This window comes from Bacillus sp. FSL P4-0248 (assembly GCF_038593305.1).
In the GTDB taxonomy this organism is placed as follows: domain Bacteria; phylum Bacillota; class Bacilli; order Bacillales; family Bacillaceae; genus Bacillus; species Bacillus safensis.
This window is the reverse complement of sequence record NZ_CP151983.1, coordinates 1811305-1824738: the sequence shown is the minus strand read 5'-3', so window position 1 is coordinate 1824738 and position 13434 is coordinate 1811305. Positions and strand designations below refer to the sequence as shown.

Here is a 13434-nt window from a genome sequence, read left to right as displayed (position 1 = left end):
ATCTTTCATGGTTTTGTGTTATGGTGTTGAAAGTATAAAATAGTATGATTTTTGACAGAAATGGGGACATCATTTATGAGTCAATCAGTTTTACAAGGCAAAGCCTATTCCGTTTTAAATTTATCCTCAGTGACAGAAGGAGGTACCATTAAAGAATCTTTTGATCGTAGTATGGATTTAGCAAAGAAGGCGGAGAAGTGGGGCTATCATAGATACTGGCTGGCAGAACACCATAACATGGAAGGGGTAGCGAGCTCTGCAACGTCTGTTTTAATTGGATATATTGCGGGAGGAACCGAAAAAATTCGAGTAGGATCTGGCGGGATTATGCTGCCAAACCACTCTTCACTTGTCATTGCCGAACAATTTGGCACACTTGAGACATTGTATCCAGGGAGAATTGATTTAGGTCTTGGCAGAGCACCAGGGACGGATCAGTTAACAGCAAGAGCGCTTAGACGTAATCTTCATAACGGAGAAGATTTCCCAGAGCAGCTTGAAGAACTTCGTCAATATTTCAAGCCGACCGGTCAGGTTAAAAAACATGTAAGAGCTGTTCCAGGAGAAGGTCTGGACATTCCGATTTGGCTCCTTGGTTCAAGTGGTTTTAGCGCCAGACTTGCAGGAGAACTTGGATTACCATTTGCCTTTGCAGCACATTTCTCACCTAAAAATACAATTCCCGCGTTAGAGTTGTACAGACAGTCATTTAGACCTTCTGATGTATTAAAAGAGCCTTATGCCATGGTCGGTGTGACGGTTTTTGCTGCAGATGAAACAGAACGGGCTGAATACTTGGCAACCTCTCATTATCAGCGGTTTTTAAGTCTCATTCGCAACACACCAGGAAAACTGAAGGCGCCTGTCGACAGCATGGACGGTCTTTGGAGTCCATATGAAAAGGCGATGGTGGATGAACAATTAAGCTCGACTATCATTGGGGATAAAGAAAAAGTAAAAATAGAATTAGAAGCCTTTATTGAAGCTACACAAGCAGATGAAGTGATGATTAATTCTGATATGTTCGATCATCAAGAAAGAATGCGTTCGTATGAAATCATCGGAGAGATCTTTCAAGAGGCACAAGAAAAATAAACATAAAAAAAGAACTGCACAGAGCAGTTCTTTTTTATTTAAGCTTTTGTAAAAATGCGAAATGGTTGTCCGATTGGCAGAACAATACGGCCAAAATGTGTATTAAGGACTACAGCTGCAGAACCATAAAATGAAAGCAGGGAAATAATCAATTCTGCAATACCAGCCATGGTATGAGTCACATCGTACATCACACCAAAAGTGCTAAGGGAAAGACCAATGAATAAGAAATCAATAAAGACGAAAATCAAAAATAATACTTTATGTGTTTCCATTGCACCAATCGTCATAAACAAGCTGAAAATCAAATAACCAATAAACGCAAAACCTAACTGTTTTGGATCTGCTGCTCCCGCAAGCGTTTTCCCAAAAACGCCGGCTTGAATGAGCCAAGTTGTTCCAACGCCCATCCAGAAAAGACCGAATGCGCCAAAAGCAGTGGCTCCAAAAATATTATGATGCTTTGAATCTTGTATGGACGCGATCAGCTGCGCGATTCCTCCAAGGAAGATAGCCCAAGGTAAAATAAGGGAAGTGCCATCTGTGATTCCTAGTTTTTGTGAGGACGCAACGAGCGTCACCATTGCTAAACCAAACAAACCAAGTGGTGTTGGGTCTGCAATTGATAATCGAATTGCTTGAACATTCTGTTTTTCCATAATGACCTCCTACAATTTGCACTTACAAAAGATACTCGAATTCGATAGAAACGTCAAGCTCTTTTTTAGTAGACACTTGCATCGTCTTCCAAATAAATCTATATTTAATACATATCAAATGTGATAGAAAAAGAGGGATAAAATGAGGAAGGGCTTATCTGGAAAAACGATTGCCATTTGTGGAACGAGAAAAACAGAAGAAATGCGTACACTTGTCGAAAAGCAAGGGGGACAAGCCGTTATTCGTTCTCTTCAAGGAACCGTATTTTTAGCCAAAGAGGAATTAAAGCCAGGCATAGAAACCTTTGTGAAACAAGGGGCCGACTGGGTGATCTTGACAACAGGCATCGGTACAGATACATTGATTGAGAGTGCACAAGAGCTGCAGCTTGGTAAAGAATTTATGAACATTCTATCAAATGCCCATATTGCTTCAAGAGGGTACAAAACCTTTGCTGCTTTGAAAAAACACGGAATTCAGCCTGAGGTCTCTGATGAAGACGGTACAGTTCGTGACTTGATTTCAAAGCTTGAAGACAAGGAATTTCAAGGCAAACGTGTGATGGTGCAGCTTCATGGTGAAAATGCACCAGCTCTCATTCAGTTTTTACATGAAAAAGAGGCAGATGTTTTGCCGCTTTTACCATATCAGCACACACCTCCTGAACCAGAGGCAGCTGAAACGCTGCTGAAAGAAATGAAAGATGGACAAGTTCATGCCGTTTGTTTTACAACCGCTGTCCAAGTTCACGCCTTTTTCAAACTAGCTGCAGAATGGGGAAGAAAAGAAGAATTGCAAGCATTATTCGAGCAGCACGTGCTTGCAGTAGCCGTCGGGAAAGTCACTGCTGAAGCTTTAAAAGAAGAGGGAATAGACCGAATTCTTGCCCCGTCACTTGAGAGAATGGGTGCAATGATAATAGAGCTATCCCGATATATGGAAAAACAATCAGCACACTCATAAAAAAACGCCTTTCACCAGATCAGTGAAAGGCGTTTTGGTTAGATTGTCCGTTTTCGATTCGTCCGAATTTTTTTGAGTACAAAGTAGAGAACAATCAGGACAATGGCAATGACCATAATAGGGGTTGTATAAGCATGAGCAACACTTTGAATATGATCCCATTTTGTCCCAAGCTGCATGCCAAGATAGATAAATAAGATAGACCAAGGGATGGCAGCTAATCCTGTCAAGAAAACGAATTTCAAAAAAGGCATCTTTGCAATACCCGCTGGAATCGAGATGGCATGACGGACAACAGGGATAAAGCGGGCGGTAAAAACTACACCGGTTCCATACCGGTCAAACCAGCGCTCTGCAGTCGCGATATGATGTTCATGGATGAACAAATACTTTCCATACTTTGTTAAAAAAGGTCTTCCGCCGTACAGACCGATCCAGTAAATAAAACACTGGGCGAGCGTACCACCGATGACGCCGGCAATCACAGCTCCTACAAAACCAATTGTGCCTGTTGACACCATATATCCGCCATAGGCAAGTACAATTTCACTCGGAATGATTTCAATCATCAGCCCTAGTGCTACACCTACATAACCAAGGCTTGTCAGCCAGGTTAAAATTTCATTAAAAAAGGTTCCCATTCATTTCACTCTGCCTTTAAATACGATTTTTCTTCAAGCATCCTTATAAGAGCCTATGCTTGTTTTGCTTTTCTCATGAGTATGCTTTCTATATATGCCAGGATGGCTTGCGGCTCATACAGACACCACTGAACCTGGCTTTTTCATCAAGTCTATGTTAAAAAGCTCTCGTCTAGCAGATTTTATCATACCATATTTGCCGGCATTTAGACGATCTACTTGCTATGTGAAAAATAGTCACCATAAAAGAATAGGCTGCATCCGTTTTTTCAGCAGAACATGATATAATTTGCTAGATGAAACGAACGGGTGGTGCACAAACATGTATCTAACAATTGCAGAAACAGCTGAATACTTGGAAGTATCAGAAGCGTATATTAAAAAATTAATCCAGCAAAAAAAGATCCGTTACGTATTTGACGGGGAATCTTATCTTATTTATCAAGGGCAGTTTCAAACGCATTTAAAGCAGCTCGAACAATATAAAGAGCTCGTCCAAGAGATCTTAAATGAACCGATTCCGGAAGACCCCGATGTAAAGGATGAAGATTAGAATATTGTCATTTTTTCAATTGATTCAACATGGATCAATGTAGAAAGAATAATCTTTATATTAACTTATGCTCAAATGGTTTCCGCTCTTTCTCGAATGACAATCATTAGCAGTAAAAGGAAGTGAAAATGGTGGGGACAACTACTTTATGTGAAGCCTGTCAAAAAAACGAAATGAATGTTGTAGAAGCGTCTGATGAACCGAAACAGCCTTATCACTTAGCCGTTCTCCGTTCTCCGTTCTCCATTCTCCTAACCAATTTTTACTGCACGATGATTTTTATGGAGAGGACGGACAGGCTTTCCAATCAGAGAAGGACGTCATCGTCACCAAAAGTGAGAAAGCACCAACATTACACGTCGTTAGGCATGATTTGGCGTCTTTAATAGACTTTTCAATTACTAGATGGTTTCTTGAGGATGATGTCATCGATGCGCTGAAACAGCACGACCGGCAAAAAATCTTGGATTCTGTTCATAGTAGGTTTTATGAAACGGAGCATGCCGAAGTGAAATCACGAATGTTAGAAATCGCAGCTGATGTTCTAGGTACAGTTGCCGCTGAATGGGTAAGGGAACTTTTGGATCAGGCGGACGAAGAATTCCTTTATCCGCTTTTGTGGGCAGCAGCCAGCTGTTTGCCAGAAGATGAGGGATTACACCATATATTGAAAAAAATGAAATCGATCAGTGAAAAAGAATTGCCGTTAGAGGCTTTTATTTGCCTACACCGTTTCCGTTCTCACAAAATATTGGATTGGATGGAGTCAAATTGCACCCATTTTCACGATCAGTGGGGAAGGCTGGCAGCCGTCAGCTGTCCAACCTGGGAAAGAATGAAATCTTGGCTAAACAAAGGAAGGTCTTTCAGCTTAATTGCACTAGATACAATGGCAAACTGTGCAGGAAATAGACCGGCCCTAGTGGAACAATTTTCACCTAAAATCCTTAAAACTGATAAAAATGAAGTAGAGAAGATTTTACATGATGTTAAACAAAAAGATCAGGTTCCACGAGTGAAAATGAAAGTGTCCAATATCTTGGAGAACAAACAAGACATATTTGAATAAGCCTTTTTATTGGCTGACTCCCGTTTGAACAATTTTCATGCGGCATTTCACTTTTACATCCGCATCAGGATAAATGTCTTGCCATTTTTCTGGTGTCATTGCCTTGTCTTTTGATCTATACCTAAGGCCCAGTCCAAGCGGGTCTATGTTTTGCTTTTTAAAGGATTGTACAAGATCTTCTCCTTGCTGAGTGATACGTTTTTCAACTTCTTTTTCGACTTGGTCCAATATATTCGGTTTATCAATTTTTTTGGACTTCATGAATTCTTTTAATTCGCCTTTTAGTTTGATATCAATCGTGATATGAGGCTTTTTTGTTAGGTTTTTCGTCGGTTTGATCTGGTAAGACACATGTGATTTGATATTTTCAATGACAACATGAGTCTTTGCTCGATCATGCAATTGAAACTCATAGATGCCATTTTTATGATTTTCAATCATCGCTTTAAATGTGAACGTGTCTTCTCCTGGAATATGACCCACCATTTTTTCTTGATCAAATAGAGCAACGCCCGAGACCTTGATGGCATTGCTTGTTCTTTCAATGTAAGGGAGATAAGCATCGACCCCTTTTGCCATCATCTGATTCATAAAAATATGCTGATTTGTGACCGGCTCATTGCCATTTCGCATATTTTGCGCTAACAAATCAGAGAGATATACACCTATATTTAAGTTCGTTTGATTCATCTTTGTGTATAATAATTCTTCGACTTCTCCGCCAACAATCGCAAACACTTGGCGTGAACCAATAATAGGATCACGATAAATGTAATTCATTAAATCGATCATGCCGACTTCTTTTGCTAACTTTTCACTGACTAAAATAACGAGCACCTGGCCCATAACCACCGGAAAAGGCGATTTTTCTGACACGAGAAATTGGATATTACTAATCGTGTTTGACTTTGCACTTAATATTTGATAGCTGCCTTGCTCTTCACTTTTAAAGACGGGAAAGACAAAAAAGCCCTTCATTTCGCCATCTTCCATTAAATCAAATCCTGCCGCCTGAGAGATATTTAATTCATCTAATAGCCGGGGCTGTGCACAGCTAGTTAACAAAAGACTAAACAACATGAGACCTATGAGTACGTAGTGTTTCATGTTCGTTTTTTCACCCACCTTTTTTTCAGCATCAGTCCAATGACCATACAGACAATCAATCCATAGATCAGAATGAATCCGCTATATTCCACCCATTGATTAAAGGTTTCAAAAGAAGTTGCACCGGCAAAAAACGAAAACATGATCAGAATGAGAATGCTGAGACCGATTAAATTGACGCGCTGGCTTGTATGAAATACTTGTTTCGCCATTCGGCTCGCTGCCCATAATGGAATTGCGATATTTGGAATAATAAGAAGCAGCCAAAGAGACACTTCAATAAATTCAAAGCGCTGAATGAAGGGAAGTTTCACAATGCTTGTTAACGTCAATGTTGGCCATTTTGTTAATTTAAGCTGAGCACTCGAATAATACGCAATGGATACGAGAAAGACAAGTAAATTTAAGCATGTCGTGAATAATGCTCCCATGTGGGCAAATTTTTGTGACGTTTGTGCTTTTTTAATAAAGGGATAATAGACAAGCAGCGTTCCAAAACCAAACATGGGTAAGGAGGCATCTTTGAGACCCATTACCAGCTGCGAGAATGTATGATCAAACATTGGAAACATAAAGCGAATGTGACTATATTTCATGACGTAAAAGCAAATAAACGTCATCCAATATGTGAGTATAATGCTAAAAAACGCCCATCCTGCAATGGTTCTAAAGCCGCCGGTATGAATGTAATACACTAGCACAAGCAGTACAGCAGCAAACAAAAAACCCGGAATTTCTTTAAACAGCCACACATGGATTACATCCATATAATGGACGAGGACAGTAAGCGACAAACATGAAAAGTATAAGATGTAGAGAATATTGAATAATTGCCCAATCCATTTACCAAATACGAATTTTGTAATATGAACAAATTCATCCGAAGGAGCCTTTTTAAACATCAAGTAAATCAGAAAGATCATCACATTGACACTGATGCCAGAAATTAGAATGGCGATCCATCCGTCATTATTCATGGAACGGACAAGGTTCGTTTGAAAGTTTAAAATGCCGACACCTACTTGATTGGCATTAATGAGAAAAAACACAAAAAAAGGGGATATTTGAAATTTCTCTTTGACAGAAGAAGAGCTCATGCCTTCACTTCCTTATTCATAAAAATCATTTTTCCCCTTCCGGCCTTGCTTAGGCTTTGGCTGGTGAATGGTTTTATTTTGTCCGCGTAAATTATCCGGCCTTTTATTCAAAAAGCGAAGCTGAGGGCGAATCAAACTGCTCTTTAAATCAGCTAGACGAGGTGGATAAATGGGTTCAAGGTATGGCTGCCCAATAGAGGTTAATTTCATCAAATGGGTGATCAGAAAAGCGCCCATCAGTGAAATTCCTAAGGCTCCCCAAACCTGTGCTGCAAATAGAAAAGGGAACCTCAAAAGCCGGATGGCATTTCCCATTTTATAGATCGGGGTGACAAAGGAAGCTAGAGCAGACAATGCCACAATGATCAGCAGGATATTACTTGTTAAGCCCGCTGCCACCGCCGCCTGTCCAATGACGATCCCGCCAACAATCCCGAGTGTTTGTCCTACCTTTGTCGGAAGCCTGGATCCAGCCTCTCTTAGTAATTCAATCGAAATCTCTAAAAATAGTGCCTCAATGATCGGAGGAAATGGCACAAGATAGCGCGAGGACACAATGGTTTCTAATAAATCCTTTGGGATCAGCTCATAATGAAAGGTTAAAACGGCTACATATAAAGGTGTCGCAAAAATGGAAAATATCACAGCAAATATGCGTAACAGCCTAAAGCAAGAAGCCGCAATCCATGACATATTATAGTCTTCCATAGTGGAAAAATACTCAAGTAAAATAGTCGGGGCAAGCAAGACATGAGGCGAACCATCCACTAATATGGCAATTTTCCCTTCTGATAAACCTGAAGACACGCGGTCGGGTCTTTCTGTATTCAAAAACAACGGAAAGATCGTATTGGACACATCATAAAGCATTTGAGCAAGGTAATTCGCATCTAAAATCTGATCATAATTAACGTCCTCAATTCGCTGAAGAACCGTTTCGATGTTTTCCGGGTTGGCGATTTCTTCAATATATAACACGGCTACTTTTGTTTGAGACAGCGTACCAACCGTCTTTTCCTCAACTTTTAGGTTAGGCGTTGGCAGCCGCCGCCTGACTAAATTTAAATTGGTATCTAAAGACTCTACAAATGCTTCCTGTGCACTAATAATCCCAAATTCAATCTCAGGCGGACCTACTTGTCTGCCTTTCTTTTCTTCAATCGGCAAAAGAAGCGTTTTGCCCCAGTCTGTCTCAAGTCTAATGGCAATGCTGCCCCGGTGAAGGGCTTCTTCCACTTTTTGAAGATCGCTCGTGATGACAGCCTGCTCAATGGGAATTCGTTCTTTCAACTCTTCAAGAGTGGGTGTCAGATGCATTTGTTTGAGGGAGGGGAGAATTTGTTCATGTAGAAGATGTCCATTAATCAATGAACGAAAAAAGGAAATCCTATACAGAAAATCTCCATTTCGAGACAGCTCATTTGTAAAATCAGCAGAACGTGACAATGCTTCAAATACTGAATTCGGGTCCTTTTGTTGTTTGTTTTTCTTCAGCATTTGAACCAGCTCCTTCGGCGATTTGCCTCTATTATCTAACCAATTGTCTAAAGATATGCATGAAAAAAAGCGTTCAGCTTGATGGGCTGGACGCTTTTTTTCCATATAGAACGGCTTCTAATAATAAATCAGCTAAATGGACCGCGCGCATGCTCGGCGAGTGCCCTGAGCGTTTGATGCCTGCTGCCATTTGCAGCTGACAGCCTGGATTAGATGTAACGATGGCAGCCGCCTTTGTTTGGCTGGCTTCTGTCATTTTATGATCTAAAATTTGCATCGACATCTTTGGCTGCAAAATGTTGTAAATGCCAGCTGAGCCGCAGCACCGGCCCGCATCCTTCATTTCTTTAAATGATACACCCTGAATGGCCTTCATCAGCACCCTTGGCGCATGCTGTACTCCCATTCCGTTCCGCAAATGACAGGAATCTTGGTAGGTGATGACTTGCTCTGGCAAAGCAAGCGGCATGCGGCGGTGAAATTCCAGCTCCACTAAAATGTCTGATATATCCGTGATTTTCTTTGAGAAGGCTTCACTTCGCTTTTGAAAATCCGGATCATCGCAAAGCAAATGATCGTAATCACTTAAAAAAGCGCCACAACCGCCCGCATTCATGACAATGGCATCCGCATCTATCTCTTCAAAAGCTTCAATATTCCGCTTTGCTAACTTTTTCGCTTGTTCTTTTTCACCGCTATGGCCATGGAGCGCTCCGCAGCACGTCTGAATAGGAGGAACGAAGACGTCACAGCCTGCCAGCTGCAAAAGCTGGATGGTTGCTTCGTTTGTACTGGAAAAAACCGTGTCCATTAAACAGCCAGTAAAAAAGGCGACCCGTTTTCTCGCTGGGCCGGCGGCTTTGTATTCCGTCAAACGGCTTTTCTGTTGACGCGGCACCTTTGGAAGCGCCTGTTCCATCAGGCGTAAGTGCGGTGGAAGCACCTTCAGCATGCCAGTTTTGCGGGCAGCCGTTTGCAGACCAGATGTTTGATAAAATCGAAGAAGTCCTGCTGCTTGCCTCATTCGGCTTTGTGAAGGAAAAAGACCTTTAAACACTACACGTCTTACAAGTTTGACAGGAATGGATTGTTTTTTGTGCTGCTGAATGATGTCTCTTGCATCTTCAAGTAACCGTCCATATTTAACGCCGGAAGGGCAGACCGGTTCACATGCACGGCAGCCAAGACAAAGATTCAGCGAATGCTCGACATCTTCATCTGGCTCAATGACGCCGTCTCTCACCGCCTTCATTAAAGCAATTCGGCCGCGGGGAGAGTGTGTTTCTTGCTGACCAGATTCAATATAAGTCGGGCAGGAAGGAAGACAGAATCCGCAGCGCATGCAATTGAGCAGCTCTTTTTCGTCCATTTGCTGCTGAAATGCTTGCTGAATCTCTGTTTGTTTAGAACTCATGAGACCACCACCCGCTTTCTTGCGGCTTTTCCAAACACTTTATCAGGGTTCATGATATTTTCCGGGTCAAGCGCTTGTTTGATCGCTTTCATTGCCGCAATGCCTTCTTTTTTAACCTTTAGTTCTAAGTAAGGGGCTTTCATAAGACCCACGCCATGTTCACCCGTAATGGTGCCGCCAAGTGAGACTGCTTTTTCAAAAATGGCCTGAAAGGCTTCTTCCACCCGTTTCATTTCTTCTTCATTTCTTGCATCTGCTGCACAAGTAGGATGCAAATTGCCATCACCTGCATGACCAAATGTACAGATTTTCACTTTGTACTCCTTCGCAATGTCTTCGATCGCCCGCACCATGCTGGCAATTTCAGACCGGGGGACTGTGGCATCTTCTAAAATGGTCGTCGGGCTTAACCGGGCGAGAGCTGATAAAGCAGATCGTCTCGCTGTTAAAAGGGCATTGGCCTCTTCTTCAGAATGTGCGATATTCACTTCTTTTGCACCGTGCTGCTGGCACACTTTTGCGATGCGCTGCATATCACGGGCAACCGCCTCAGGATGGCCGTCTTGTTCGATTAACAGCACCGCTTGAACGTCAGTCGGCAAACCGATTTTTGCAAAGTCTTCAACGACTTCCAAAGTCGGCTGATCCATAAATTCTAATGTGGCGGGGATGATACGCTCTGCAATAATCGCCGACACTGAAGCGGCGGCTTCCTCTAAACTTTCATATAAGCAAAGCATCGTTTGTTTTGTTTCTGGAAGCGGCAAAAGCTTCAGCGTGGCTTCAGTGACAATCCCGAGCGTTCCTTCTGAACCTACGAACAAACGGGTCATATCATACCCGGCCACGTCCTTTGCAAGCTTGCCGCCTGTTTTGATGATGTCACCGTTTGGCAGAACGACTTCAAGTCCAAGTACATAATCTCTTGTCACACCATATTTTAACCCCCGGAGACCACCTGAATTTTCATTAATATTTCCGCCTAATGTAGAGATTTTCATAGAGCTTGGATCAGGTGGATAGAAGAGGCCTTTCGCCTCTACTTGGCGAATAAGTTCCTGTGTGATTAAACCAGGCTGCACCGTTGCTGTCAGGTTTTCTTCATCTATTTCTATTAATTGGTTCATTCTTGTAAACAGCATCACAAGTCCGCCTTGAGTGGGACATGTGCCTGCACAAAGGTTCGTTCCTGATCCTCTTGGCACGATCGGAATGTTATATGAGGAGCAGAGCCGGACAATTTGCTGGATTTCCTCAGCCGCGTGCGGGCTTACGATGACATCTGGCATATGCTGAAAATTTGGTGTTGCATCATAAGAGTAGGCAAGCCGATCGGCTTTACTGTCCTGCATGTAAGACGCACCGACAATCTTTTTTAATTGATTTAAAAATTCAGAATGTAACATACGCATTCAACTCCTATTGATGAGACGTATCGTTTCTTCCAGTATAAAAAAAGAATCGCCTCATGCCTATGGACGATTCTACAAAATATCGGGCTGTTCGCTTCGTTTTTTTGGATCATGATCTAATAACATGAAGGCTAAATAAAAGAGCATTGCATCTTGCATACGCTTTGGATCAAGTGTCGTTAAATCTTGGATGCGTTTTAGCCTGTAATGCAGTGTATTGATATGGACATGCATCGCTTCTGCTGTATATTTCAATGAGTAATCTGATGTCATAAGCACCCGCAATGTTTTCACTAATTCAGGATAGGGGAGAAGAGGGGCGATTGTTCGATCAAGAAACACTTCTTTTGTTTCCTGACTCACTTCCTCCATAAAAAGTTCAAGCGTTAAATCTTCATCAAATACAATCGGTGTATCAGCATGTGCCATTTTTAATGCTCGAAAGGCTTGTTGAAAGGATTGCTTCATCAAATGAGCAGCTGCTGGTTTTCCTGCTCCAATCAAAACCCCCTGTGTGCCCCGCGCCGTAAGGGAGGCATGGATGTGAAACAGGCGCTGCTGCAAGGCTTTACGATCATCTGCTGTTGTCTGCAGCATGAGCAAAAAACGGGCATGCCCCCAGCGGACGATGATCTCCTGCATAGTGAGATGCAGCGTTTCCTTCAATTCTTTGTATTGATTCTGCTTCATAAACGATTCATCCTGACAATCGATCAGAACAACTGCGCGCTCCTTGGTGATATCAAGCTGAAGCCGCGACGCTTTTTCAGTGAGATCAATCGCTGTCTCTGGCAGATGAAGCCAGTCGAATACAAACGCTTCGAGCTGACGTTCATCCGTTTCAGTTTCTTGAAAAAATTCATGTTCATGAATAAGCAGCTCGGTCATTTTTCTTAATATTTCGCCAAAAGGAGACACATGTACAGGATCTCCTGTCATTCCAATGACCCCGATGACCTCTTGCTTAAAATAAATAGGCAGATTGATGCCAGCTTTGACGCCTTTCATGTGCTGCTGGTCATCCTTTGTGAGAATTCGTTTCTGTCCTTCAAAAGATGTCAGATACGCTCCTTCATGAAATTGTCCAACGCGCGCTGGATCTGTTGCTGCAATGATGGTGCCGTTTGTTTGTGCGATGATGATTTCCTCAGTCAGCACCTTTTTAACCTCATCTACGATTTTTTCTGCCAGTGTCATTGTGAGCAAAACGTACCCCTCCGAGATGTTTCTTTTGACACTATCATACCATCATATGCTGGGACATATCTTTCTTTTCATGAGTTATGCTAAAATAATAAACACACATGAAGGAGAAGAAAGGAGACATAGCCATGTCACTGCAAAATCGCTTACAAGACTTACTGAAAGAAGGACAGGCGCTGACCGACTTTGAATATGATGAAGCGGCGCGCCGCAATTGGACATTAGAAGGGGCGAGAATAAAAGAAGAAGCCCGTTTTGGCGATGTATATATAGAGCGTGTAGACAAGGAATCAGAGAACATGATTCAAACAGAAAACGCCTCATTTCTAAACACACCGCTTACATATGTGAAAAAACATCAAAAAGAATTCATTTATATCGAATCCAAGTGGTTTGATGTTGTGAAAGTGGATGGCTTGGCCATTGAATGGGATGAAGTGTTTCAAACGTATACCGTCCTATTCGGTTTAAAACGTCCTAAAAAAGACACGAATATTCTAAAGGACATGCTATCGCCATTAAATGGTGCTCAGCTTCAATTTAATGGACAAGATGGCTTATTTGATGTGAATTTGCAGCTTCTTGAGCTTGAGGATATCCACGAAGATACGGCTTTCATTGATGTCATCTCGGCCGTGTATCGATTTTTATTCCATATGATCATACAGCTTGAAATCAATGAATCAAAAAACGGCTCAAATTCCTGAGCCGTTTTTTTGTCCA

At 42.0% G+C, this 13434-nt stretch carries 13 protein-coding genes; 5 read left to right on the top strand and 8 right to left on the bottom strand.

Going from position 1 to position 13434, the window contains the following annotated elements; genetic code table 11:
- The first annotated feature begins 75 nt into the window (after positions 1 to 75).
- Entirely contained in the window at positions 76 to 1095 is a 1020-nt protein-coding gene (locus tag NST65_RS09190; protein WP_034284055.1) for an LLM class flavin-dependent oxidoreductase, read from the top strand.
- A gap of 38 nt (positions 1096 to 1133) precedes the next feature.
- Here the strand turns inward: NST65_RS09190 and NST65_RS09185 are convergent, their stop codons facing one another.
- A complete protein-coding gene (locus NST65_RS09185) occupies positions 1134 to 1754 on the bottom strand; it encodes a GPR1/FUN34/YaaH family transporter (protein ID WP_024425703.1) in 621 nt (206 codons plus the stop codon).
- A 142-nt stretch (positions 1755 to 1896) separates the two neighbouring features.
- Between NST65_RS09185 and NST65_RS09180 the strand changes: the two genes are divergently transcribed.
- Positions 1897 to 2718, top strand: a complete 822-nt coding sequence (locus NST65_RS09180; protein ID WP_111927482.1) for a uroporphyrinogen-III synthase — start codon at positions 1897 to 1899, stop codon at positions 2716 to 2718.
- A 38-nt stretch (positions 2719 to 2756) separates the two neighbouring features.
- Here NST65_RS09180 and NST65_RS09175 read toward each other — a convergent pair whose 3' ends face one another.
- Entirely contained in the window at positions 2757 to 3359 is a 603-nt protein-coding gene (locus tag NST65_RS09175) for a DedA family protein (RefSeq protein ID WP_034284052.1), read from the bottom strand.
- Between the two features lie 322 nt (positions 3360 to 3681).
- Between NST65_RS09175 and NST65_RS09170 the strand changes: the two genes are divergently transcribed.
- Both NST65_RS09170 and NST65_RS09165 read left to right on the top strand, forming a co-directional pair.
- Positions 3682 to 3912, top strand: coding sequence for an excisionase family DNA-binding protein (locus NST65_RS09170; RefSeq protein ID WP_034284049.1), 231 nt, complete (start codon positions 3682 to 3684; stop codon positions 3910 to 3912).
- A gap of 508 nt (positions 3913 to 4420) precedes the next feature.
- Positions 4421 to 4981: a hypothetical protein gene (locus NST65_RS09165; RefSeq protein ID WP_258521782.1), complete on the top strand. Its 561-nt coding sequence runs from the start codon at positions 4421 to 4423 to the stop codon at positions 4979 to 4981.
- Between the two features lie 6 nt (positions 4982 to 4987).
- On the opposite strand, the gene NST65_RS09160 is transcribed toward NST65_RS09165, so the two are convergent.
- From NST65_RS09160 to NST65_RS09135, 6 genes are all read right to left on the bottom strand, one after another.
- Positions 4988 to 6088, bottom strand: coding sequence for a Ger(x)C family spore germination protein (locus NST65_RS09160; RefSeq protein ID WP_111927481.1), 1101 nt, complete (start codon positions 6086 to 6088; stop codon positions 4988 to 4990).
- Entirely contained in the window at positions 6085 to 7185 is a 1101-nt protein-coding gene (locus NST65_RS09155) for a GerAB/ArcD/ProY family transporter (protein ID WP_041117651.1), read from the bottom strand. The genes NST65_RS09160 and NST65_RS09155 overlap by 4 nt, the downstream gene beginning before the upstream one ends.
- A gap of 12 nt (positions 7186 to 7197) precedes the next feature.
- Positions 7198 to 8682, bottom strand: a complete 1485-nt coding sequence (locus NST65_RS09150) for a spore germination protein (protein WP_342489373.1) — start codon at positions 8680 to 8682, stop codon at positions 7198 to 7200.
- Between the two features lie 73 nt (positions 8683 to 8755).
- Positions 8756 to 10096: a (Fe-S)-binding protein gene (locus tag NST65_RS09145; protein WP_111927480.1), complete on the bottom strand. Its 1341-nt coding sequence runs from the start codon at positions 10094 to 10096 to the stop codon at positions 8756 to 8758.
- Positions 10093 to 11502, bottom strand: coding sequence for a glycolate oxidase subunit GlcD (gene glcD / locus NST65_RS09140; RefSeq protein ID WP_111927479.1), 1410 nt, complete (start codon positions 11500 to 11502; stop codon positions 10093 to 10095). Before glcD ends, NST65_RS09145 begins: the two co-directional genes overlap by 4 nt.
- Before the next feature lie 78 nt (positions 11503 to 11580).
- Complete coding sequence (locus NST65_RS09135; RefSeq protein ID WP_111927478.1) at positions 11581 to 12714, bottom strand: sugar diacid recognition domain-containing protein; 1134 nt, start codon at positions 12712 to 12714, stop codon at positions 11581 to 11583.
- Between the two features lie 125 nt (positions 12715 to 12839).
- Between NST65_RS09135 and NST65_RS09130 the strand changes: the two genes are divergently transcribed.
- On the top strand, positions 12840 to 13418 hold the full coding sequence (locus NST65_RS09130) for a hypothetical protein (RefSeq protein ID WP_024427762.1): 579 nt from the start codon (positions 12840 to 12842) through the stop codon (positions 13416 to 13418).
- Positions 13419 to 13434 lie beyond the last annotated feature (16 nt).

Excerpts from the sequence above, each read along its gene's own strand:
- NST65_RS09190 (WP_034284055.1), top strand. The coding sequence starts at position 76 with ATGAGTCAATCAGTTTTACAAGGCAAAGCCTATTCCGTTTTAAATTTA.
- NST65_RS09185 (WP_024425703.1), bottom strand. The coding sequence starts at position 1,754 with ATGGAAAAACAGAATGTTCAAGCAATTCGATTATCAATTGCAGACCCA.
- NST65_RS09180 (WP_111927482.1), top strand. The coding sequence starts at position 1,897 with ATGAGGAAGGGCTTATCTGGAAAAACGATTGCCATTTGTGGAACGAGA.
- NST65_RS09175 (WP_034284052.1), bottom strand. The coding sequence starts at position 3,359 with ATGGGAACCTTTTTTAATGAAATTTTAACCTGGCTGACAAGCCTTGGT.
- NST65_RS09170 (WP_034284049.1), top strand. The coding sequence starts at position 3,682 with ATGTATCTAACAATTGCAGAAACAGCTGAATACTTGGAAGTATCAGAA.
- NST65_RS09160 (WP_111927481.1), bottom strand. The coding sequence starts at position 6,088 with ATGAAACACTACGTACTCATAGGTCTCATGTTGTTTAGTCTTTTGTTA.
- NST65_RS09155 (WP_041117651.1), bottom strand. The coding sequence starts at position 7,185 with ATGAGCTCTTCTTCTGTCAAAGAGAAATTTCAAATATCCCCTTTTTTT.
- NST65_RS09150 (WP_342489373.1), bottom strand. The coding sequence starts at position 8,682 with ATGCTGAAGAAAAACAAACAACAAAAGGACCCGAATTCAGTATTTGAA.
- NST65_RS09145 (WP_111927480.1), bottom strand. The coding sequence starts at position 10,096 with ATGAGTTCTAAACAAACAGAGATTCAGCAAGCATTTCAGCAGCAAATG.
- glcD (WP_111927479.1), bottom strand. The coding sequence starts at position 11,502 with ATGTTACATTCTGAATTTTTAAATCAATTAAAAAAGATTGTCGGTGCG.
- NST65_RS09130 (WP_024427762.1), top strand. The coding sequence starts at position 12,840 with ATGTCACTGCAAAATCGCTTACAAGACTTACTGAAAGAAGGACAGGCG.